This window comes from Achromobacter sp. Root565 (genome assembly GCF_001427425.1).
Taxonomy (GTDB): Bacteria; Pseudomonadota; Gammaproteobacteria; order Burkholderiales; family Burkholderiaceae_B; genus Achromobacter; species Achromobacter spanius_D.
Genome location: NZ_LMGO01000001.1, coordinates 62,641 through 84,249 on the forward strand (window position 1 = coordinate 62,641; position 21,609 = coordinate 84,249).

The window sequence follows — 21,609 nt, forward strand, 5'->3', positions numbered from 1 at the left end:
AGGCAGCCAACACGTTTTTGCATTGCTAAAGCCCAAACACAGGCGCTAGCATGCGGCAACGGATTTTTACCCCCGGACAGACACGAATCGCCCGGGCCCCTTGCGTCACACGACGGCCATGCCGAAATCGATCTTTCCGCAGTACCCAAGAGATCGGCTGGCCGCCCTGGCAAGCGCCAATTCCCTGCGCGCCATCCGCGAAGGCCTGCTGTGGGCCATGCCATGCCTGCTGGTCTCCGCCTTGTTCCTGGTGCTGTCGGTCTGCGCGCGGCTGCTCGGCCTGCCCGACGGCATCGCCGACCTGCTGGCCGGTCTGCACCGCGCACTGTCGGGCGTCATGCCGCTGCTGACCGGCACGGCCATCGGCTACATGTTGTCGATCCGCCACCGGCTTCCGCACCTGCCCACCGCGCTGCTGTGCCTGTGCTTTGTCGTCATCGCCGAAACCCTGCTGGCGCCCTACCCCCGCGCGGCCTCCACGCTTACCTTGTTCATCGCGATCGCCGCGCCGATCGCGGCCGTGCCGACGATGGCCTGGCTGCACCGGCGCCGCTGGACGCAACTGGCGCCTGACGGACTGATCGGCGAAAACGTCCGCGACTCGCTGAACATGATCGTGCCGGGCTTGCTGACGGCCGGCCTGGTGATGGCGGCGCTGTCGGCCGCGTTGCGCATCCCCGCGGTGGCGCAGGTCGACATTCCGCTGAGCCTCGCGTCGCTGGACAGCCCCTACACGTCCGGCGCGCTGGTGGCCGCGCTCAATTCCCTGTTCTGGTTCTTCGGCATACACGGCGCGCAGGCCATGGCGCCCATCATGGACGTGATGGACCAGGCGACCCGGCTCAACGCCACGAGCGTGGCCGCGGGCTACGAAGGCGTCTACGCGCTGAACGGCACGCTGCTGGGCGCCTTCGTCTTCATTGGCGGTTCGGGCGCGACATTGTCGCTGGTGGTGGCCATCCTGCTGTTTTCGCGCAGCGATTCGCTGCGGGTGCTGGCCCTGGCCAGCATTCCGGTGTCGCTGCTGAACGTCAACGAGATCCTGCTGTTCGGCCTGCCGCTCATCCTGAATCCCCGCCTGTTGCTGCCCTTCGTGCTGACGCCCGTGGTCAACGTGCTGATTGCGCTGGCCGTGGTGCAGCTTGACTGGCTGACCCCCGCCACCGTGGCGCTGCCCTTGACGTCGCCCGTGCTGTTCAACGCGTACCTGGGCGCCGGCGAGCACCTGGCGGGGATCGTGCTGCAGTGCGCGCTGGTCGCGCTGGGCGCCTGCATCTATGTGCCCTTCCTGATCGCGCTGGAGCGCCAGCGCCAGGCCGACGCCACGGTGTACTTCAAGTCGCTGGACACCACCTTTCCGCAGTTGCAGGAAGAATCCCTGCTGTATGCGCATGACCCCGTCGCGTCCACCTACGCCACGCGGGCGCGCCGCCAGGCCGAGGTCGCGCGCATCCGCGCCATCAGCGAATACGATTTCTACCTGGAGTTCCAGCCGCAGGTCTCGCTGCGCACGGGCCTATGCACCGGCTGCGAGGCCCTGCTGCGCGCCACCGGCCCTGAAGGCACGCAGCAGGCGCCGCTGGAATTCTTGCGCTGGCTGGCGCGGGCAGACCTGATGCGTGAAGTCGATCTCTGGGTGGCGCGGCAGGCCGTGCTGCAATGCCTGGCGTGGCACGCGCAAGGCTTTACGATGCCGATGACCATCAACATCACGAGCGGCACATTGACGTCGCCGGCCTTTCTGGACCGGTTGATCAAGGTGCTGGCGCAGGCGCAGGGCCAGGTCTCGGTCGAGCTCACGGAAGACGCGCTGGTCGAGGACGCCGACGCATTGCACACGGCGTTTGACCGCCTGCATGGCATCGGCGCGCGCATCTATATCGACGATTTCGGCACGGGGTATTCGGCGCTGAGCTATCTGCACCAGTTCCAGATCGACGCCGTCAAGATCGACCGCAGCTTCGTGATGGCGCAGAGCCACGACCGCGGCGCGCTGGTGATGAGCGGCCTGCTGCGATTCTGCGAGGCGCTGAACCTGCAGATCATCGTCGAGGGCGTGGAAACCGAGGGGCAGTTGTCCGCGCTGGCGTCCAGCGCGGAGATCGTCGTGCAGGGCTGGTATTACAGCAAGGCGGTGTCCGGAGAACACATCGTGGACTTCGCGCGCCGGCGGCGGGAGCTCTCCGCCCTGCCGGCGCATCCTGCCAGCGCGGCCGCTATTTGATGCCGATGAACGGCAGCGCGGCACCCGGCACTTGGGTGGACGGCAGCACGCCATCCCACTTTTCCACAGCGTTCAGGCTGACCAGATTGGTGTTGGCGGCCAGCGCCTCGGCCTTGGCGCGGATCGACGCCGCTTCCGCCTCGCCGCGCATGCGGATGCCATCGGCTTCCGCGGTGAACTGCTGACGGCGCGCATCGGCTTCGGCCTTGGCCTTGACCACCTGGATCTCAGCGGTGATCATCGCCGTTTCCTTTTGCTGACGCGTCGTCTCGATCTGCACCTGCGCCAGCATGCGCTGTTCGATCGAATGCTCGTAAGCCTGCGAAAAACCCACCTCTTCGATCTGCACACCCACCACCTGCACCGGCGCGCCTTCCATCGTCTTGAGCACGGCGTTGTTCACGTCCAGGCCCAGCTTCTGGCGTTCCTGAATGGCGCGCACGGCCGTGTACTGGCCAAACACGTTCTTCACCGCGTCCGGCGTCTTGCGTTCCAGCACACGCATTTGCAAGTTGGCGATGGTGCCGTACTCGGAATAGAGCTCGGCCACGTGCTCGGACGGCACGCGGTACGTGACCGACACGCGCAGCGTCGCGGGCTGCTGGTCGTAGCTGTAGGCCTCAAGCTTTTCGAACACGAAGGTGTGGTCGCGCACGGACACCGTCATCACGTTGTCGATGAAGGGCGTCTTGAAATCCAGGCCGGGTTCAGCCACGCGCACGAGCTTGCCGTTGCGCAGCACCACGCCGCGTTCGCCTTGATCCACCTGAAACCACGATCCGAAGGCGATGAACAGGATCAGCAGGAAGATGAGTGCGGTGCCAACGGCGAATTTCAGGTTGCGCGGCTTGACCGCGCCGATCGTCTTGACCATCTGGATATCTGTCGGCTTCATCTTCACTTCCAATCCCTGTCTGTTCTTTTGCGTTTACGGTCCGAGAGCACCGCAGCGATGCCGCGCGCGAGCAGATAGGCGATCACCGCCGCCCCCACCAAGATCAGGAAATACCGCATCGAGCGTCCCCCCCGGGAAAGAAGGACGGGATTCTATCCCGCAGCAGGCGCGCCGCCGCAGGCGTGTATCGACGTAATGTGGCGATACGTTTCTGAAAGTTTCTGTGGCGGAGATCGAGACGGACTTACGCGCCGTACCACCGCAATCCCAGCCGCGACAGCGAGTCCGGATATTCCCAGAATGCGTGGTCCAGCGCCTCCATCTGTTCCTGCTCTTCCTCGGTCATCGCGCCGTAGATGTCGTTGAGCTGGACCACCTCGGGCGAGGCCTCGAAACGGTCGATCAGTCCGCGCATGCGCGACAGCACATCCAGCATGTGCACGGCGCCGATCTTGCGCAGCGCCTGCAACGCCAACTGGCAGGTCTGGTCGCCCCAATTGCACAGAAACTGCATGAAGCCGCCATTATTGATGTCGGCCTCCATGCGCCACAAGGCCACCAGTTCCTGGTCGGTTTCCGACAGCCGGTCGAGCTTCCATTCCGCAGCTTGGAGCGTCGCCATGGCTTGCTCGTAGCGCAGATCCCACAGCAGATCGTGCACGTTCAGCATGCCTTCCGGCACGGGTGCGGCCAGCGCGGGCCACACGACGCCATGCCCATCGTCCACGAGCTGCCATTGCGCGCGCGCCTCGGGTGCCGCCTCGTGCAGGCGGATGTGCCGCCGGATTGGCTCCTTGACCTCGCGGCCGTCGGCAAGCGTCAACAGCACGTGCGTATCGGTCAACGACAGGGAAGTGATGCGGTAATCGGGAGTAGGCATGCAGCGGTCCGGCAAAACGGGAAAGCGCAAGACGCTACCGGATCGGCGCGGCGCTGTCGAGCCGCGCCCGTCGTCGCAGCGCATTGCGCCGCATCCTGCGCGGCGCATCCTGTTACCGCACGCCGTCCACCCATCTGCTACGTTAACCAGGCACGCGCCGGGGTCCCCTCCGGCGCCCTTGCCGGAGACCGACCATGCCCCGCCCTTCCGAGTCCGCTCCATTGATCGGAGTGGTCCCGCCGTACATGCTGGACCGGCTTGCGCAGCACACCGATGCGCGCGTCAGCATGCCCGCCGTCAAAACGATGATCATCGATCAGCAGCAACGCAGCCTGCGCGAGATGGCCGAGCAGCCGCCGCGCGCAACGCTCGCGCCGACGCGCCAGATGGCGCCGGCCGGCACGCCCGACCGCGCCGTGCATGACGCGGGCAACAGCACGTCGCTGCCCGGCAAACTGGTGCGGGCCGAAGGCGCGCGGCCCAGCGGCGATGCCGCGGTCGACGAGGCCTACGCGCACCTGGGTTCGACCTACAAGCTTTTCTGGAACGTCTACAAGCGCCACTCCATCGACGCGCACGGCCTGCCGCTGATCGGCACGGTGCACTACGGCGAGGACTACGAAAACGCCTTCTGGAACGGCGCGCAGATGGTGTTTGGCGATGGCGACGGCGAAATCTTCAACCGCTTCACGGTCGCTGTCGACATCATCGGCCATGAGCTCACGCACGGCGTGATCGACACCGAAGCGGCCCTGCTCTATCAGGGCCAATCGGGCGCGCTGAACGAATCGCTGTGCGACGTGTTCGGCGCGCTGGTCAAGCAGTATTCGCTGGGGCAGACCGCCCGGCAGGCGGACTGGCTGGTGGGCCAGGGCCTCTTCACGGAAAAGGTGCGGGCGCGCGCGCTGCGCTCCATGGCCGCGCCGGGCACCGCGTACGACGATCCAGTACTGGGCAAGGACCCGCAGCCCGCGCACATGCGCGATTACGTCGATACGCCGCGCGACAACGGCGGCGTGCACATCAACTCAGGCATTCCCAACCGCGCGTTCCATCTGGCCGCCACGGCGCTGGACGGCAATGCATGGAACGGCGCCGGCCAGGTCTGGTACGACACACTGTGCGACAAGCGTCTGCGTCACGACGCCGGGTTCAAGGATTTTGCGGGCCTGACGATTGAGATCGCGGGCGAGAAGCACGAGGCGGCCGTGCGGCGCGCCATCGAAGAGGCCTGGAAGGCCGTGGGAGTGCTGCCATGATTGAACTGCCCTCGCTCGATCTCGCCCAACTGGTGCGCCTGACCCGCGAGGGCGGCCTGGCGTATCTACCCGGCCTGGCGCAGCCGCGCCACATCGACATGACCGCCTGCCCGCCGGGCGTGCGGCAGGAAGTGTGCGAAGCGCTGCTGCATGCCGCGCCCAAGGCCGTGTCCTGCGGGCCGGATGCGCGCGGCGACCAGCGCTATTTCCACGTTGAAGTGGAGTTCGCAGGCGCGCACGCGCCGCGGATCACTTTTGACGTGCCCGAAGCGGATGCGCCGCAGACGCTGGTGCAGCTGTGGAAGCGCCAGGCCGGCCAATCTGAATAGCGCGCCCGGCGTACAGCCCGGCCAGCGCCATCAGCGCGCACAACGCGGCGCACACGCCCAGCGCGACGCCCCAGCCGCCCAGCGCGTCATGCACGCTGCCCACCAGCGTGGGGCCCGTCGCAGCGAACAGATACCCCACACACTGCGCCATGCCCGACAGGGCCGCCGCCTGTTGCGCGTGGCTGGCGCGCAGTCCGACAAACGCCAGGCCCAGGATGATGCCCGCGCCGGTGCCCAACCCCAGGAACGCGATCCACACCACGCCCCATGCGGGCGCGGCGATCAGCCCCATGAACGCCACGAACGACGCGCCCGCCGCGCAGAACGCCGCCGCGCGCTGGTCCTTCAACCGGCGCAGCAACGGCGCCAGAAACAGCGCGGGCGCCGCGGACGCCAATTGCATGAAGCCGTGCAGCGATCCCGCGCGCTCGGCCGAGAAACCCGCGTCTTGCAGGATGGCGGGCAGCCAGCTCACCGCCACATAGAACACGAACGAATTGATGCCCAGGTACGCCGTGACCTGCCAGGCCAGCGGCGAGCGCCACAGACGCACGCCGTGCGGCGCATGCGCGGTGGTGGCGGCGGGCGGCGTATGGTTGCCAAGCTGCGGCAGCCACAGCAAGAGGCCGAGCAGCGGCAAGGCCAGCATGCACAGCGTCGAAAACCGCCATCCGCCCAGTTGAAAGCCGGCCAACGGCAGGTCGGCCAGCGGAATTGCAATGGCCGACGCCAGCCCGGCTGCCAGGCCCATCGTCAGCACATAAGCCGACGTCAAGCCCGCCAGGCGTTGCGGAAAATCGCGCTTGAGCAGGCTGGGCAGCAGCACGTTGCCCAGCGCAATGCCCGCGCCGATGATGGCCGTGCCCGCGTACAAGCCCACGGCGCCGCCCAGCACGCGGATCCCGATCCCGCCGGCAATCAGCAGCAGCGCCGCAAACAGCGTGCGTTCCAGCCCGAACCTGCGGGCCAGTCCGGCGGCAAACAGCGACACCACGGCAAAGGCCAGCAGCGGCAACGTGATGAGCATTCCCGCAGCCGCCGACGACAGACCCAGCTCGGCGCGGATGAGGCCGATGAGCGGCGGCACGCCGGTGAACGGCGCGCGCAGGGCCATCGCGATGCAGAGGATGCCAAGGATCAGCAGCGCGGGGCGGCTGGCTGTGGGGTGGCTGAATGTGGGGTGGCTTGGCATCGGGTGGCGGGAGGCTTGCATGGGGTCAGCGTGGAAATTCTTCAGGCATGGAGGCCCTATTCGATCCCGCCAGCTTACGCATCGGCCGCTTTACCGAATTTCGAGATAATGACAAACTCTCTCGCAATCCGGCCAACTATGCCCTGCTCCCCGGCCGACGCCCATGCGCACGCCCGACACGCCCCCCGCCCCTTTTGATCCCGATAGCCCCACGCAATGGGCATTCGCCATGCCCGTGCACGCGGCCGAGCGGGACAACGAATCGCCCACGCATCAGCATCAAATGGGCCAGCTCGTCCTGGCGCTGCGCGGCGGGGTCACATGCTCGGTGGCGCAGGGCCTGTGGATGGTGCCGCCGCAGTGCGCCGTCTGGATTCCCGGCGGCGTGCCGCACAGCAATCGCGTCACCGCCAATGGCCGCGTGTGCTTCCTGTTCGTGCCGGCCGACGCACCGCGCCTGCCCACGGCTTGCTGCACGCTGTCGATCACCCCGCTGGTGCGTGAGCTGGTCGTGCACCTGGCCCACCTGACGCCCGACGAGGCCGCGGCAGGCGCCAACCGCAAGCTGGCCGACGTGCTGCTGGACCAGTTGTCGCACATGCCCGCCGAGCAGCTGCACCTGCCGATCTCCGACCATCCGCGCCTGCGCGAAATCGCCGGCGCGCTGAACGCGGATCCCGCCGACCGCAGCACCGTCGCGCAGTGGGGCAAGCGCGTCGCCATGAGCGAACGCACGCTGGCGCGGCTGGTGCAGCAGGAGGTCGGCATGAGCTTCGGCCGCTGGCGCCAGCAGTTGCACATCATCCTGGCGCTGCAGCGGCTGTCGGCGGGCGTGTCGGTGCAACGCACGGCGGAGGACCTGGGCTATGAGTCGGTCAGCGCCTTCATCACCATGTTCAAGAAAACGCTGGGCAAGACGCCCGCGCGTTACTTTGCGGACAAGACCGACGGGCAGGCGGGCGTGCAGTAAGGGGGCCAGGCGTTGCGCCACTACGCCTGTTTGGCGCTCGCCACGATGAAAAGCCGCGGAAACGGCAGCAGCACCGTGCCGTCCGCCAGCGCGGGATAGGCCGCTTCGATCAGCGACTGATAGCGCGCCAGAAAGCCCGCCTGCTCATCGGCGTCAAGCTTGTCCAGATACGGCCGCAGCGCCGTGCCCTTGAACCATTCCACCACTGCCGCGGCGCCTGCCAGCGGATGGTGATAGGTCGTGCGCCACACATCCAGCGTGCCGCAATGCGGCTTGAGCAATTCGTAGTACCACGCCGCGCTGTGCCGCGGCGGATGCTTCACGCCGCCGGTCTTGGCAGCCCAGGGCGCCTCGCCGGCCACCTGCCGGGCAAGACGGTGCGCGGGCTCTTCCAGGTTGTCCGGCGTCTGCACCGCCAAGCTGCCGCCGGGCGCCAGCTTGGCCACCAGCGCCGGGTACAGCGTGGCGTGGTCGGGCACCCACTGCAGCGCGGCATTGGCCAGGATCACGTCGAAGGCCTGCGGCGGATTCCAGCTGGCGATGTCGGCCAGTTCGAACGACAGCGACGGCATGCGCTTGCGAGCGGCGTCGATCATGTCCTGCGAACTGTCCATGCCTGAAATCTCCGCATCCGGATAGCGGCTGGCCAGCACTTCGGTGGAATTGCCCGGCCCGCAACCCAGGTCCACGGCGTGCTTGACCACCAGGTTGGGCAGCGCCGCCACCAGGTCCCGCACCGGACGCGTGCGTTCGTTTTCAAAAGCGGAATACTGCTTGGCGGACCAGGTGTTCATGATCGTTCCTTGGTTTCGACTGACTGGCGCTGAGTGGCGCTGACTGGCCACTCATTAGCCGCCGACTGTACGCCTGGCCCTCTCCTCTGACAAATCCACAAAGCCGCAATCTGCCATATCCCGCGCATATGGCGCCCCACAAAGAAAAACCCGCCCGCCGGATTTGCCGGCGGGCGGGTTTGCAGGGCGGGAAGCCTGATTACTGAGGCTTCAGCTCATCCGTGCGGGTCTTCCACAGCGAGAACAGCACGCCGCCAAGGATCAGGCTGAAGGTCACGCCCAGCGAGATCGCGGGAGGCACCTTGCCGATGAAGCCGACCAGGAAGATCTTCGTGCCGATGAACACCAGGACCAGAGCCAGGGCGTACTTCAGGTAATGGAAGCGGTGGATCATCGCCGCCAGGGCAAAGTACAACGCACGCAGGCCCAGGATCGCAAAGATGTTGCTCGTGTACACGATGAACGGGTCGGTCGTGATGGCGAAGATTGCCGGCACCGAGTCCACGGCAAACACCAGGTCGACGAACTCGATCAGCACCAGGGCCAGCAGCAGCGGCGTCGCATAACGCACCTTCTTGGACGTCGCCGGATCGGTCTCGGTCACCATGAACGCGTTGCCGCGCAAGCCGTCCGTGACACGCATGTGACGCTTCAGGAACTTCAGGATCGGGTTGGTCGCGATGTCAGGCGTCTGGTCCGCAATCATCCACATCTTGACGCCCGTGAACACCAGGAACAAGCCGAACAGATACAGCAGCCAGCCGAAATTGCTGACCAGCGCGGCGCCCAGGCCGATCATCGTGGCGCGCAGCACGATCACGCCCAGGATGCCCCAGAACAGCACACGGTGCTGGTACTGGCGCGGAATCGCAAAGAAGCTGAAGATCAGCGCGATCACGAACACGTTGTCCATGGACAGCGATTTCTCGATCATGAAGCCCGTGTAATAGGCCATGCCGCTCTCGGCGCCCATGTTCCACCAGACCCAGCCACCGAACAACACGGCGGCGGAAATGTAGCCGGCGGAAAGCAGCAGGCTTTCACGCACGCCGATCTCGCGGTCTTCCTTGTGCAGCACACCCAGGTCAAAGGCCAGCAGGCTGACGACGATGCTGATGAAGAGCAGCCAGCTCCAGGTTGGCGTGCCGAGGAAATCGGCATTGAAGAAGGTGATCAAAGTGTCCATGATTGCCCCGCTAGATTCGAAGGTGCCCATGATCCGGATCCGGCGCAAATGGAGAAATCAGCCTGAAAGTGAGTTAAGGTTCGAAAAAACCGAAGTGAGCCGACACCCATGCTGAACTACCGCCACCTGTACTACTTCTGGATGGTCGCCAAAGAGGGCGGGTTTTCCCGCGCCGCCGAGCGCCTGGACATGGCCATCCAGACCATCAGCGCGCAGGTCCGCGAACTGGAAAAGAACCTGGGACATCAGCTGCTCAAGCCGGCCGGCCGCGGCGTGACGCTGACCGATGCCGGCGAAGCGGCTTTCGCCCGCGCCGAAGAAATCTTCCAGATCGGGCAGGTTTTGCCACAGGAAGTGCGCGCCGCCGCCACCAAGCCCGTCGTGCGCCTGTCCGTGGGCCTGTCGGACGGCATCTCCAAGCTGGCGGCACACGCTTTGCTGGGGCCCGTGCTGCACACGCCCGATCTGCATTTGACCTGTCATGAAGGTGAAGTCGAGGAGCTGCTGGGCGAGTTGGCGCGGCATCACCTTGATCTCGTGCTGGCCGGCCAGGGCGCCCCCGCCAACCCCAACCTGCGGCTTACCAGCGACCGTCTGGTGTCGTCGCCGGTGGACTGGTACGGCCCGGCCAAGCTGGTGCGCAAATCGGACACGCTGGACTTTCCGGGCTGTCTGGCGCGCCTGCCGGTGCTGCTGCCCACCGGCCACTCGGTGCTGCGCCAGACGCTGGACCGCTGGTTCGCCGAACAGGTCGTCTATCCGAACGTGGTCGGCGAGTTCGAGGACAGCGCGCTCATGTCGGTGTTTGCGGCGCGGGGCCTGGGCGTGTTTCCCCTCAGCCGGCTGGGCGGGGACGATGTCGCCCTGCTGCGCGGCCTGCGTCCGCTGGCGCGCTGCGACGACGTGCACGAGGAAATCCATGCCATCCGCAACCGCCGCGGCCAGCATCACCCCCTGGTCCGGCAGATCCTCGCACAGGCGAAAACTTCGGTTTTATCTTAATGTTTGTCACATCCACTCTGGTTTTTCAGAAATAGAATCCCCGGTATCGTGGCCGTTCTTTTTGAGTCATCGGAGTACCTAATCAAATGAAGAAAATCATCTGGCTCGTTTTTGCCGTTCTTGCGGCGCTCTGGACCGGGCTGGTGGCGCTGACCCTGCAACTGACCGACTGGGTGCTGGTCACCATCGCCACGGCGCAGGTGCCCGGCACCGCCATCGACACCTCGCAATGGGTGGCGCCGGCCTGGGCGGCGCCGTGGGTTGACCCGGCATGGCTGCAATCGCTGCAAGGGGGCCTGGTCTGGGCCGCGCAAGGCCTGAACCAGGTCCTGCCCTTTGCCGGCAGCCTGGGTTCGCTGATCACCGTGCTGGGCTGGATCTGCTGGGGCTTCATCATGGCGGGCCTGCTGGTGCTTGCGCTGATCCTGCACTGGCTGGCGGGCAAGCGCGAGCAGCAGGCGGCCCCGGGCCGTCAAGTGGTGTAAAAAGGGGCAGGCGACGCGCCGCCCGGCACGCTGCCCTCAACCGGAGCGTGCCGTGCCCTCTCGATCTACCCGCCGTCTGATCCTGCCGTTTGCGGCGCTGCTGGCCAGCGCCGCCGCGACGTCCGGGCAGGCGGCGCCTTCGCAAACCCCATCAACGCAGGCCACATCAACGCAAACCGCGTCCCCCCACGGCATCGAAGTGTGCACGGTGACGGGGACCTCGGGGCAATACAGCGTGCGGGTGCGAAACACCAGCGACAAGGCGCTATCCCACGCGGACGTCGTGGGCGTGCATCTGAACGCCGCGGGCCAGGGCGGCGACACCGTCACCGTCAACCTGCAGGACGTGCCGCCAGGCAAGTACAAGACCGCCGTCCTGGCGCGTCACGGCGAATCGGCGGCCCTGGTCAGCATCGCCACCTACCAGACAGTCAACGGCGTCGACACGCCGCAGCAGGAGCTCTACGCCGGCAAGGTCGCCCACGTGGCGCCCGGCTCGGCGTTGCAATACACGCTGGCGCCGCTGGCCCTGCGCGGCTGGACCGTGGCCTATGGCACGGCGCAGAGTCCCAAGCTGGAACCCGGCAGCGCCGTGCTCCTCATCTATCCCGCGCGCACCGGCAAGAAGCGTGACGTCACGCGGCCCGATGCCGGGCGCACGCCGGCAGATGTGGTGCCATTGCATTCCTGCGCGACGCCCCGCAAACACTGATCGCGTTCATTTACCGACGCGGAACCGCTCTGGTGCCGCGCGATCGCCGTCCAAAATCCGCCTCGATTTCCCCTTACGTACCGCTCAGCAGGTCGCGCTCGTTCAGCAATGCGTACACAATCTCGGGCCGGTTGTCGAAACCGCGACGGATGGCGGCGGGCAGCGACGCCCGCGTCTTGCGGCACAAGCCCGGAAGTTCTTCAAGCTGGATCGAAATGCCGCGCGAGGTCCGCACCTCGTTTTCGCTGGGCGTGATGAGGATCACGATGCCAAGCTGCGCCTGAATGCGCCCCTGCATCGCCCGCAGGTCGTCCAGGCTGGTGATGTTTTCCAGCCGCGCCACCAGGCGCTTTTCTTCCTCGCGCGTCAGCCGCAGAACGCGCAGGTCCGACGCCGGATTGGCCAGCAACTGCTCCCGGTCGCACACACAGGCGCCGGGAGGACATTCTTGGCGGATGGGAAACGGCAGGTTCATGGGGACGGTGCGCCAGCCAAAACGGCGCGGGACGGTATCTTCCGGATTCTAACCAGGATGAACGACCGCCCGCGGGCGCGCACTGCTCGTTTACCCGCAAGCGCGGGCCGGCCCGTCCCTCTCCCGCTACCAGTAATAATTCAGGCTCAGCATCGCCTCGCGCTCCATGCCGCGGAACGTGTAGGTGTAGTAGCGCTTGTCGAACACGTTGTTGACGTTCAGCGCGATGCGGTAGCGCGGCGTCTCGTAGGCGATTGCCACGTCGGCCAGCGTGAAGGCCGGGTTGTATTGTGTGGTGCCATCGGCCGCGGTGTTCAGCGGCGCCTTGCCCCGATAGCGCAAGCCGCCGCCCAGCATCAGGCCCTGCACCTGCTGCGGCCGGTAGTCCAGCCACAGGCTTGCCGTCTGCCGCGCGGTCTGCGTGAGCTGGCGGCCCACGTCCTGCAGGCGGTTGCTCTTGGTCGTGCGCGGGTCGATGTAGGTGTAGCCGGCCATCACGCTGAGTTCACGCGATAGCGGAAACTTGGCCTCCAGTTCGACGCCGGTGGAACGCACCTCGCCCGTCTGGACGCTGAAGCGCGGATGGTCCGGGTCCTGCGTCGTCACGTTGGTCTGGCGGATGTCGAAGACCGCCGCGGTAAAGAGCGCATCGGTGCCGGGCGGCTGGTATTTCAAGCCGACTTCGTACTGCTTGCCCTCGCGCGGCTTGAACGCCGTGCCGTCGAACTGCTTGCCCGTGATCGGATCGAATGCCGTCGAATAGCTGACGTACGGCGCCACGCCGTTGTCAAACAGATAGAGCAGGCCCACGCTGCCGGTGGTGGCCGAGTCGCTGATGCGCGGTTGCGTGGTGCTGGTCTGGTTGGTGCGCACGAAGTCGCGCCGCAGGCTCACGTTGCCGACCCAGTTGTTCCACTTGAGCTGGTTCAGCGTGTAGATGCCCGTCTGCTTCAGATCCGTGCGGGACGGATCCAGCTCGGGATACTCGATGTTCTGACCGTAGACCGGCGCGTAGATGTCGAGGTTGGGCACATCCCAGCCAAAGCCCAGTGCGTCGTTCTCCTTGTAGCGCAGGTAGTCCACGCCCAGCGCAAAGGTGTGCTGCAGGTCGCCCCACTTGAAGTCGCGCGACGCGCGGCTGTCCACGGCGAACGTCTTGCCGTTGGTGCGTTGGGCCAGGCTGCCGCGCGTGACCGTGCGGCGGTCGTCCAGCAGGTCCATCGCGTAGATGTGCCGGTAGTCGATGTCGATCTCGGAATAGCGCAGGTTCTGGCGCAGACGCCAACCGTTGTCCGTGTCGTGCTCAAAGGCGTAGCCGATGGACTTCGTGTCGCGGTCGAAGCGGTCGAAATCCGGGTCACCGGCGGTGCGGCTGAGCGGCAGGTCACCGATCTCGGGATAGGTATACAGATTGGGCCACCAGCTCTTGGGCGTCGCGCGCTCCTTGGAATACGTGCCCAGCACGGTCACCCGGGTCTGGTTCGTGATGTTCCACAGGATCGACGGCGCCACCGAGATCCGGTCGTCGCGCGAACCGTCCGTGCGGCCGTCGCTGTCGCGGCCCAGCACGTTCAGGCGATACAGCACCTTACCTTCGGCGTCGAAAGCGCCACCCAGGTCCGCCGTGAGCTGGCGCCGGTTGTACGTGCCGTAGCTGGCGCCGACGCTGTTGACGTGATCCGCGGAGGGCCGTTTGGAGACCACGTTGATGACACCGCCCGGCCGCCCCTGGCCGAACAGCACCGACGCGGGTCCCTTCAGCACTTCGATGCTGTCGAGCTCTTCGATGTTGTCGTTCCAGGACGCATACGTACCGGTCGACAGTTGCTTCAGGCCATCCTTGAAATAGGCGCTGCCGTCGCTGAACCCGCGAATGACGGCGCCCGTCATCCGTGCGTCGCTCGACCCCGACACCTCCGTCTGCACGCCGGGCGTGTAGGCCAGCGCGCTTTCCAGGTTGCGCGGCGCCTGCACCTTCAACTGCTCCTGCGTCACGATCGACACCGAACGCGGCGTCTCGATCAGCGGCACGTCCAGCTTGCCGCTCTGGCTGGACAGCGCCACGTAGCTGTCCGCCGTTCCCACCGCCACGCCGTGCACCGTCACCGGCTCGAGCTGGGCGGAGCCGCCGGACGGCGCGGTCAGCGACACATTGCGCCCATCACGCTGGAACGCGATGCCGGTGCCCGCCAGCAACCGGCGCAGCGCCTCGTCCGGCGTCAGCTGTCCCGATACCGCAGGCGCGGTGCGGCCGCGCACGGTTTCGGGCAGATAGAAGATCACCAGCGACGCCTGCTCGCCCAACTGGAGCAGCGCATCGCCCAGCGGCTGCGCCGTGATGCTGATCTGCACCGGTGCGGTCTGCGCCACCGCATCGTTGGGCATGGCGCCCCACGCCAACGCCAGGGAAATCGCCAGCGCGCCGCAGGCGCCATGCGCACCGCGTTTGGCGGCCTTGCGCGCCGATGCACGCTGCTTAACTTGCTTGTCCATCATCAGTAGAAAATTCCGGTACAACTGCCCGCGCATTGAGCGCCCGACACCCTTGGCCAAAGGTTGCTTCCAGGGTCGATCGGCTTCGCGCGTACGGCCCCTTTCATCGGATAGACGCCGCAGGCCGGAAAAAACCGGAATGATTCTCGATAGAATATTTGAAACAAAATGATTCAGGCTGGCGGCGGTCGCCTGGCGGCTTTCCGCGCGGACTTGGCCGGGACCAGCCCTAGCGCGGCGCCAGCACCGCACCGCCTCCGGCGGGATACAACACGATCACCGGGGCGATGTGAGGCAGCACGTCCAGCACCGATTCGGGCTCATCGATCGGCAGGGTGCCGGCGACGCGCAGTTGCGCGAGCTTGCGGTCGTCGATCCGCAACGGAATGCGCAGATACCGGTTCAACTCGGCCACCACCTGCGCCAGCGGCGTATCGCGGAACACCAGCCGGCCACGCTGCCAGGCCGTGATCGCAGCCACGTTTTCCTGATGCGGCGCGTCCAGGGGCGCGCCGGGCGCGTAGCGGGCGGCGAAGCCCGCCGTCAGGTGGCGCGTGGTCCTGTTCCACCATGAACCTGCGGAAAACGCCACGCTGCCCTCGTCCACCGCCAGCGCCACGGCATCGCCCTCGCGGCGGACGTTGAAACGCGTGCCCGTCACCCGCACCTGCGCCGCGCCCGCGTTCACCGTGAAGGGCCGCGCCGCATCGGGGCTAACCGTGAACAAGGCCTCGCCCGCCAGCAGTTCGACCTCGCGCCGGTCTGCATACAGCGCGACATGGAGCTGCGTGTCGGTGTTCAGCTCCACCAGGGATCCATCGGGCAAGGCCACGCGCTTGCGCTCGCCCCGGGCGGTCGCCAGCGATTGCGTGAAACCGGGCGACGGCGACCACAGCCGCGGGGCGATCACACCGGCGGCAAGCGTCAAGGCACAGGCAGCCGACAGCCCCACGGCGAACCTGCGGCGGCCCGGCCGCGCGGGGCCCTCGCCGGATCGCGCCAGGATCTCGCGCATCTCGTCTTGCGGCAGACTATCCGCCACACGCCACAAGGCCTGCATCGCGCGGTACTGGCGCGCGTGCTCCGGGTCCGCCCCCAGCCACGCATGGAACGCGCGCCGTTCGGCCTCGTCCAGCGCGCCCAGTCGCTCGCGCGCGAACCAGTGCGCCGCCTGGTCCCTCGGCGACGCAGGCGTGCGGGAGGCGTTCACGCGGGAATCAGTGCGGGGCATGATCTTGCAACCGGTCATGGATATGGGTCAGCGCGCGCTTCATGTGTTTTTCGACCGAGCTTTGCGTCAACCCGAGTTTGTCGGCGATTTCGGCCTGGGTGTAGCCCTCGAGCTTGTTCCACAGGAACACCTGCTGGCATTTGAGGGGCAGCTCGGACAGCGCCGACTTTAGCGCATCGGCAAGCTGCGCCGCGCGTATGGAGGATTCGGGATCCGCGTCGACGGGATGCTCGGCATCCGTCAACGTGTCCAGGCTCAGCACCTCGCGCCGCGACTGGCGGCGGAACTCACCGTTCAGGCGGTTCTGGCTGGCGCCATACAGGTAGGCCTTCGGGTCCAGCACCGCGGATTCGCCATTGCGCAGCATGTTGGCCACGACATCCTGCGCGGCATCCTCCGCGTCGTGCCGGCTCGTGCTGCGCCGGGTCCACGTCCCGATCAGCTCGCGGTAATGCGCGAGCCAGCCTTTTTCGGAGGGCGGTGGACGGGACATGGAGAGCAGCGGGAAGTTGCAGGCGGAAAGGGCCGCATTATCAATCATGATTCTCATTACGACAAATGCGGCAGCAACGCCTTTTGCCGTAAGCTCCTGGCCTCGTCTTCTTTCCCACACACGACATGACGTTTTCGATCTGCCGATTTGCGACCCGCGCCGTGTTGATTGTGGCGGCGCTCGTGCTACTGGCGGCCGTCGCACTGGCCGCGACGGGCCTGTCGGCTAGCGCGCGGAACGCCGACGTGGCGGTCGTGCTGGGCAACACCGTGCAACCCGGCGGCAAGCCTTCGCCGCGCCTGGCCGCGCGGCTGGACCGTGCGTTCGACTGCTACGCCGCATCGACATGCCGAATCCTGTTCGTCAGCGGCGGCGTGGATCCGGCGGGCACGGACGAGGCCGCCGCCATGCGCGACTACCTGCTGGCGCGCGGCGTGCCCGCCGACCGCATCGTCGTGGACAGCGCCGGCGTCGACACCTGGGCCACCGCCCGCCACGCAAGCGCCTACATGCGCGAGCACGGCTACACGCGCGCGCTGGCCGTGACGCAGTACTTCCATGTGCCGCGCACGATGCTCGCGCTCAAGCGCCAGGGCGTCGCGGACGTAAGCGGCGGCTATCCGGCATTCTTTGAATTACGCGACGTCTATTCCGTTTTGCGCGAACTGCCCGCCGTGGCGCTGTATATTTTCCGGCCACTGTAGCGGCGCAACCGCCTGCCCTACCCTTCCAGGACTTTCCATCGTGCTGATCTTCCACAACCCCGTTCACGACAAACACAGCGGCCGCCAGGAGATGTTCCGCGGCAAGCTGGTGCCCTGCCACGAAACGCCGGCAAGGCTGGAATACGTGCTGGACGCGCTGCGTCAGCGCGGCATCGGTGAATTGCGCGCGCCCTCCGCGCCCGACATGGATCTGATCAAGCGCGTGCACACGCCGCGCTACGTGGACTTTCTGGCAAGCGCCTGGAGCGAATGGATTGCCCTGGATCCGGCCAACGCTGCCCTCGACGTGCTGCCTTCGATCTGGCCCGTGCGCGGATTCCGGCACGACATCGAACCCACGAATTTTGCCGCGCGCGTCGGGCTGTTCTCGTTCGATAGCGGCTGTCCGCTGACGGCCGGCACCTGGGAGGCAGCCACCGCGGGCGCCGCCTGCGCCATCGACGCCGCGCGCGCCATTTCCCAAGGCCAGGGCCAGCGCGCCGCCATGGCGCTGACGCGCCCGCCCGGCCATCATGCCGGCGCGGACTTCTTCGGCGGTTACTGCTTTTTGAACAACGCGGCGCTGGCGGCCCAGGCGCTGCGCGACGCCGGCGCGCAGCGCGTTGCCGTGCTGGACGTGGACTATCACCATGGCAACGGCACGCAGAGCATCTTCTACGACCGCGGCGACGTGCTGACCGTATCGGTCCATGGCGACCCGACCACCGAGTATCCGTTCTACCTGGGATACGCCGACGAGCGCGGCGACGGCGCAGGCCAGGGCTGCAACGTGAACCTGCCGCTGCCTGCCGGCAGCGACTTTGCAGCATGGACGGCGGCCTTGCAGCAGGGCCTGGACGCGGTCCGCGCGTTCAAGGCCGATGCGCTGGTCGTTGCGCTGGGCGTGGATACCTACGAGGGCGATCCGATATCCAAGTTCAAGTTGAAAAGCGCCGACTATCTGCAGGTCGGCCGCCTGCTGGCCGGCCTGGGCCTGCCCGCGGTGTTCACGATGGAAGGCGGCTATGCGGTCGCCGACGTGGGCGTCAACGTTGCGAACGTATTGGAAGGATATCTGGGCTGAACGCCGGTGCGGCATGTCAAACACCGGGGCCAGGTCATCCGCAGCAGGTGTCTGACACCCTAGGTACAACGCAGCAAACCCAAGGCCATCTCACCAGGGTGTCAGACACCGGGGCAGCAAGGTCTTCCGCAGCAGGTGTCTGACACCTTAGGTACACCGCAGCAAACCCAAGACCATCTCACCAGGGTGTCAGACACCGGGGCAGCACGGTCATCCGCAGTAGGTGTCTGACCCCCTAGGTACACCGCAGCAAACCCAAGACCATCTCACCAGGGGGTGTCAGACACCGGGGCAGCAAGGTCATCCGCAGCAGGTGTCTGACACCCTAGGTACACCGCAGCAAACCCAAGACCATCTCACCAGCGTGTCAGACACCGGGGCAGCAAGGTCTTCCGCAGCAGGTGTCTGACACCCTAGGTACACCGCAGCAAACCCAAGACCATCTCACCAGGGTGTCAGACACCGGGGCAGCAAGGTCATCCGCAGCAGGTGTCTGACACCCTAGGCACACCGCAGCAAACTTAAGACCATCTCACCAGGGTGTCAGACACCGGGGCAGCAACTCGCTGCCCCACATTCAATCGCGGGTTTCAAGCACCTTGTTGATGCGCAGCGCAATCAACGTGCAAGCTACGCCGGACAGCAAATACACGCTGACCGCCACCAGCCCGAACCGCGCCGACAGCCCCAGTGCCACGACCGGCGCGAACGCCGCGCCGACCAGCCACGCCATGTCGGACGTCAAGGCCGCACCGGTATAACGGAACCGCCGCGTGAAGTTGGCTGTGACCGTGCCGGATGCCTGTCCATAAGACAGACCCAGTAGCGCGAAGCCGATCAAAATGAACGCATCCTGCGCCTTCGGCCCGCCGCCCAGCAGCCAAGGCGACACGATCGCAAACACGCCGATCAGCATGGCAAGCAATCCCAGCGTGGTACGCCGCCCGATGCGATCAGCCAGCCACCCGGACGCGATCGTGCCCAGGATGCCGATCACCGCGCCGATGATCTGAACGATCAGCACATCCGAAATCTGTTGCGTGCCGCTGACAGCGATCCACGACAGCGGAAAAACCGTGACGAGGTGAAACAGCGCATAGCTGGCCAGCGCGGCGAAGGCGCCAATGAAGAGGTTGTAGCCTTGCTGGCTGATGATCTCGCGGATGCCGATGGGCTCGAGTTCGCCTTCTTCAAGCAGCTGCGTGTATTCCTCGGTGACGACCAGCCGCAGCCGCGCAAACAGCGCCACCACGTTAATCGCGAACGCCACGAAGAATGGATAGCGCCAGCCCCATTCAAGAAAATCGGCCTGCGTGAGCGTCACATGCAGATAGAGAAACAGCGCACTGGCCACCAAGAAGCCGACGGGCGCACCAAGCTGACCCATCATCGAATACCAGCCGCGGCGATTGGGCGGCGCGTTCAACGCCAGCAGCGACGGCAGGCCGTCCCACGAGCCGCCAAACGCCAGGCCCTGCAGGCACCGGAACACCGCGAGCAAGGTGATGGCGTGCACGCCAATGGATTCATAGCTGGGTAGGAACGCCATGCCCACGGTCGCAGTGCCTAGCACGAACAAGGCGACGGTCAGCTTGGTTGCGCGGCCCCATCGGCGCTGAACCGCCATCGACAGCGCGGTGCCGATGGGACGCATGATGAAGGCGAAAGAGAAGATGATGAAGGCCGACAGCGTGCCTTCCAATGGGCCTTCGAAGGGAAAGAACACCTTCGGAAAAACCAGCACGCACGCAATGCCGAAGACGAAGAAATCGAAGTATTCAGAGGCGCGTCCGACGACCACCCCCACGGCGATTTCACCGGGCGCCACCTTGGCGTGGCTGGCTCCGCCGCTGATCGCCCCGGGACCGGATCCGGGAGCGGGATGACCAGGATACTGCGTGGTGGTCGACATGGGTTCGCTCGCAAAAGAAGGTTCTGGATACGCCTTGTCTACGATCTTGCAACACACCAGCACCACGGTACGCGCATCATGCCGGACGCCGCAAGCGTTTTGGCCCATGACTGCCCCGCACGCGTTCCCGTGCATACTTTTGCTCTTTTTACCCTAGATTTTTCGCGGCTTCCAGCGTAGTGTTTCGTTTACTTCGCACGGTTACGTTTCGGGGTATGACTATGTCGTCCTTCGCAAGGCTCCGCGGATTGATCCTGTTTGCCGCCCTGCCGCTGCTCGCCGGGTGCAATGCGGTCCTGCTGTCGCCATCGGGTGACGTGGCCGTGCAACAACGCAACTTGATCATCATCTCCACCGGCTTGATGCTCATCATCATCGTGCCGGTCATCATCCTCACGCTGCTGTTCGCATGGCGCTATCGCGCCAGCAACAAGGAAGCCGCCTACGATCCCGACTGGAACCACTCCACGATGCTGGAGCTGCTGATCTGGGCCGCGCCGCTGCTCATCATCATTGCGCTCGGCGCGCTCACATGGGTCAGCACGCACCAGCTCGATCCCTACCGGCCGCTGGCGCGCCTGTCCGAAGGCCGCGAAGTGCCGCCCAACACCAAGCCGCTGGTCGTCGAAGTGGTTGCGCTGGACTGGAAGTGGTTGTTCCTCTATCCCGAGCAAGGCGTGGCCGCCGTCAACGAGATGGCCGCGCCGGTGGACCGTCCCATCCAGTTCAAGATCACCTCGTCGTCGGTCATGAACTCGTTCTTCGTGCCCGCGCTGGCCGGGCAGATCTACGCCATGCCCGGCATGCAGACCACACTGCACGCGGTCATCAACCACCCCGGCGAATACGAAGGCCTGTCCGCCAATTACAGCGGCTCCGGCTTTTCGGGCATGCGATTCCGCTTCCATGGCCTGGATCAGAAGGGCTTTGACGACTGGGTCGCGCAGGCCCAGAAATCGCAGGCCACGCTGGACCGCGCGGCTTACCTGAAGCTTGAACAACCCAGCGAGCGCAACCCGGTGCAGCTTTACGCCACCGTTGCGCCGGGCCTTTTCGACGCCATCGTGAACCGCTGCGTCGAACCCAACCGCATGTGCATGCGCGATGCAATGGCCATCGACGCGCAAGGCGGCGCCGGCATACCGGGCGCGCACAACCTCACCACCCTGGACCCGCAAGTGCGCGAGCAGTTGGGACTTACGGAAACGCCGCCGCGCAAGTATGTCGGCGCCATGTGCACGGCCTCTGAAGGACTGGTGCTGTAGCGCGGCAGGTTTTTCGGCACGCGA

The 21,609-nt window shown here is 65.9% G+C and carries 20 protein-coding genes; 10 read left to right on the forward strand and 10 right to left on the reverse strand.

All coding sequences use genetic code 11. The features are described 5' to 3' along the window. Positions 1-118 precede the first annotated feature (118 nt). The gene (locus ASD71_RS00320) at positions 119-2,224 is read left to right on the forward strand and encodes a PTS sugar transporter subunit IIC/EAL domain-containing protein (protein ID WP_056558368.1); all 2,106 of its coding nucleotides are present in this window, start codon (positions 119-121) and stop codon (positions 2,222-2,224) included. On the opposite strand, the gene ASD71_RS00325 is transcribed toward ASD71_RS00320, so the two are convergent. Next, positions 2,217-3,119, reverse strand: a complete 903-nt coding sequence (locus ASD71_RS00325) for a prohibitin family protein (RefSeq protein ID WP_056558371.1) — start codon at positions 3,117-3,119, stop codon at positions 2,217-2,219. The two genes, ASD71_RS00320 and ASD71_RS00325, sit on opposite strands and share 8 nt — an antisense overlap. Positions 3,120-3,363: 244 nt before the next feature. Further along, the gene (locus tag ASD71_RS00330) at positions 3,364-3,999 is read right to left on the reverse strand and encodes a DUF4375 domain-containing protein (protein WP_056566175.1); all 636 of its coding nucleotides are present in this window, start codon (positions 3,997-3,999) and stop codon (positions 3,364-3,366) included. A 194-nt stretch (positions 4,000-4,193) separates the two neighbouring features. Here ASD71_RS00330 and ASD71_RS00335 point away from each other — a divergent pair, with 194 nt between their 5' ends. Both ASD71_RS00335 and ASD71_RS00340 read left to right on the forward strand, forming a co-directional pair. Next, entirely contained in the window at positions 4,194-5,258 is a 1,065-nt protein-coding gene (locus ASD71_RS00335; RefSeq protein WP_056558373.1) for a M4 family metallopeptidase, read from the forward strand. Beyond that, a complete protein-coding gene (locus ASD71_RS00340; protein WP_056558376.1) occupies positions 5,255-5,587 on the forward strand; it encodes a protealysin inhibitor emfourin in 333 nt (110 codons plus the stop codon). Before ASD71_RS00335 ends, ASD71_RS00340 begins: the two co-directional genes overlap by 4 nt. Here the strand turns inward: ASD71_RS00340 and ASD71_RS00345 are convergent. Next, positions 5,508-6,800 carry an MFS transporter gene (locus tag ASD71_RS00345; RefSeq protein WP_304438788.1) on the reverse strand — a complete coding sequence of 431 codons (1,293 nt, stop codon included), beginning with the start codon at positions 6,798-6,800 and terminating at the stop codon, positions 5,508-5,510. The genes ASD71_RS00340 and ASD71_RS00345 overlap by 80 nt on opposite strands. Before the next feature lie 142 nt (positions 6,801-6,942). Here ASD71_RS00345 and ASD71_RS00350 point away from each other — a divergent pair, with 142 nt between their 5' ends. Beyond that, positions 6,943-7,749, forward strand: a complete 807-nt coding sequence (locus ASD71_RS00350; RefSeq protein ID WP_056558383.1) for a helix-turn-helix domain-containing protein — start codon at positions 6,943-6,945, stop codon at positions 7,747-7,749. A gap of 20 nt (positions 7,750-7,769) precedes the next feature. Here ASD71_RS00350 and tam read toward each other — a convergent pair whose 3' ends face one another. Then, positions 7,770-8,543, reverse strand: coding sequence for a trans-aconitate 2-methyltransferase (gene tam, locus ASD71_RS00355; RefSeq protein WP_056558386.1), 774 nt, complete (start codon positions 8,541-8,543; stop codon positions 7,770-7,772). 199 nt (positions 8,544-8,742) lie between these two features. Then, a complete protein-coding gene (locus ASD71_RS00360) occupies positions 8,743-9,729 on the reverse strand; it encodes a TerC family protein (protein WP_056566177.1) in 987 nt (328 codons plus the stop codon). A 108-nt stretch (positions 9,730-9,837) separates the two neighbouring features. Between ASD71_RS00360 and ASD71_RS00365 the strand changes: the two genes are divergently transcribed. The 3 genes from ASD71_RS00365 (at position 9,838) to ASD71_RS00375 (ending at position 11,928) form a co-directional block, all read left to right on the forward strand. After that, positions 9,838-10,731: a LysR family transcriptional regulator gene (locus ASD71_RS00365; RefSeq protein WP_056558389.1), complete on the forward strand. Its 894-nt coding sequence runs from the start codon at positions 9,838-9,840 to the stop codon at positions 10,729-10,731. Between the two features lie 86 nt (positions 10,732-10,817). Then, entirely contained in the window at positions 10,818-11,216 is a 399-nt protein-coding gene (locus ASD71_RS00370) for a hypothetical protein (RefSeq protein ID WP_056558392.1), read from the forward strand. A 52-nt stretch (positions 11,217-11,268) separates the two neighbouring features. Next, a complete protein-coding gene (locus tag ASD71_RS00375) occupies positions 11,269-11,928 on the forward strand; it encodes a hypothetical protein (RefSeq protein WP_056558395.1) in 660 nt (219 codons plus the stop codon). Between the two features lie 73 nt (positions 11,929-12,001). On the opposite strand, the gene ASD71_RS00380 is transcribed toward ASD71_RS00375, so the two are convergent. The 4 genes from ASD71_RS00380 to ASD71_RS00395 form a co-directional block, all read right to left on the reverse strand. Next, positions 12,002-12,403: a hypothetical protein gene (locus ASD71_RS00380; RefSeq protein WP_056558398.1), complete on the reverse strand. Its 402-nt coding sequence runs from the start codon at positions 12,401-12,403 to the stop codon at positions 12,002-12,004. 126 nt (positions 12,404-12,529) lie between these two features. Further along, entirely contained in the window at positions 12,530-14,899 is a 2,370-nt protein-coding gene (locus ASD71_RS00385) for a TonB-dependent siderophore receptor (protein ID WP_056558401.1), read from the reverse strand. A gap of 226 nt (positions 14,900-15,125) precedes the next feature. Beyond that, the gene (locus tag ASD71_RS00390; RefSeq protein ID WP_235511987.1) at positions 15,126-16,127 is read right to left on the reverse strand and encodes a FecR family protein; all 1,002 of its coding nucleotides are present in this window, start codon (positions 16,125-16,127) and stop codon (positions 15,126-15,128) included. After that, a complete protein-coding gene (locus tag ASD71_RS00395) occupies positions 16,114-16,668 on the reverse strand; it encodes an RNA polymerase sigma factor (RefSeq protein ID WP_235511988.1) in 555 nt (184 codons plus the stop codon). Before ASD71_RS00395 ends, ASD71_RS00390 begins: the two co-directional genes overlap by 14 nt. A gap of 77 nt (positions 16,669-16,745) precedes the next feature. On the opposite strand from ASD71_RS00395, the gene ASD71_RS00400 reads away from it, so the two are divergent. Together ASD71_RS00400 and ASD71_RS00405 are read left to right on the forward strand one after the other, a co-directional pair. After that, complete coding sequence (locus ASD71_RS00400) at positions 16,746-17,324, forward strand: YdcF family protein (protein WP_056558407.1); 579 nt, start codon at positions 16,746-16,748, stop codon at positions 17,322-17,324. Positions 17,325-17,364: 40 nt separating this feature from the next. Beyond that, complete coding sequence (locus tag ASD71_RS00405; RefSeq protein ID WP_056558411.1) at positions 17,365-18,408, forward strand: histone deacetylase family protein; 1,044 nt, start codon at positions 17,365-17,367, stop codon at positions 18,406-18,408. Between the two features lie 577 nt (positions 18,409-18,985). Here ASD71_RS00405 and ASD71_RS00410 read toward each other — a convergent pair. Continuing rightward, positions 18,986-20,320 (reverse strand): MFS transporter, encoded by a 1,335-nt coding sequence (locus tag ASD71_RS00410; protein ID WP_056566183.1) that lies wholly within the window; start codon positions 20,318-20,320, stop codon positions 18,986-18,988. A gap of 221 nt (positions 20,321-20,541) precedes the next feature. On the opposite strand from ASD71_RS00410, the gene cyoA reads away from it, so the two are divergent. After that, positions 20,542-21,585: a ubiquinol oxidase subunit II gene (gene cyoA, locus ASD71_RS00415; protein WP_056558414.1), complete on the forward strand. Its 1,044-nt coding sequence runs from the start codon at positions 20,542-20,544 to the stop codon at positions 21,583-21,585. The last annotated feature ends 24 nt before the right edge of the window (positions 21,586-21,609 follow it).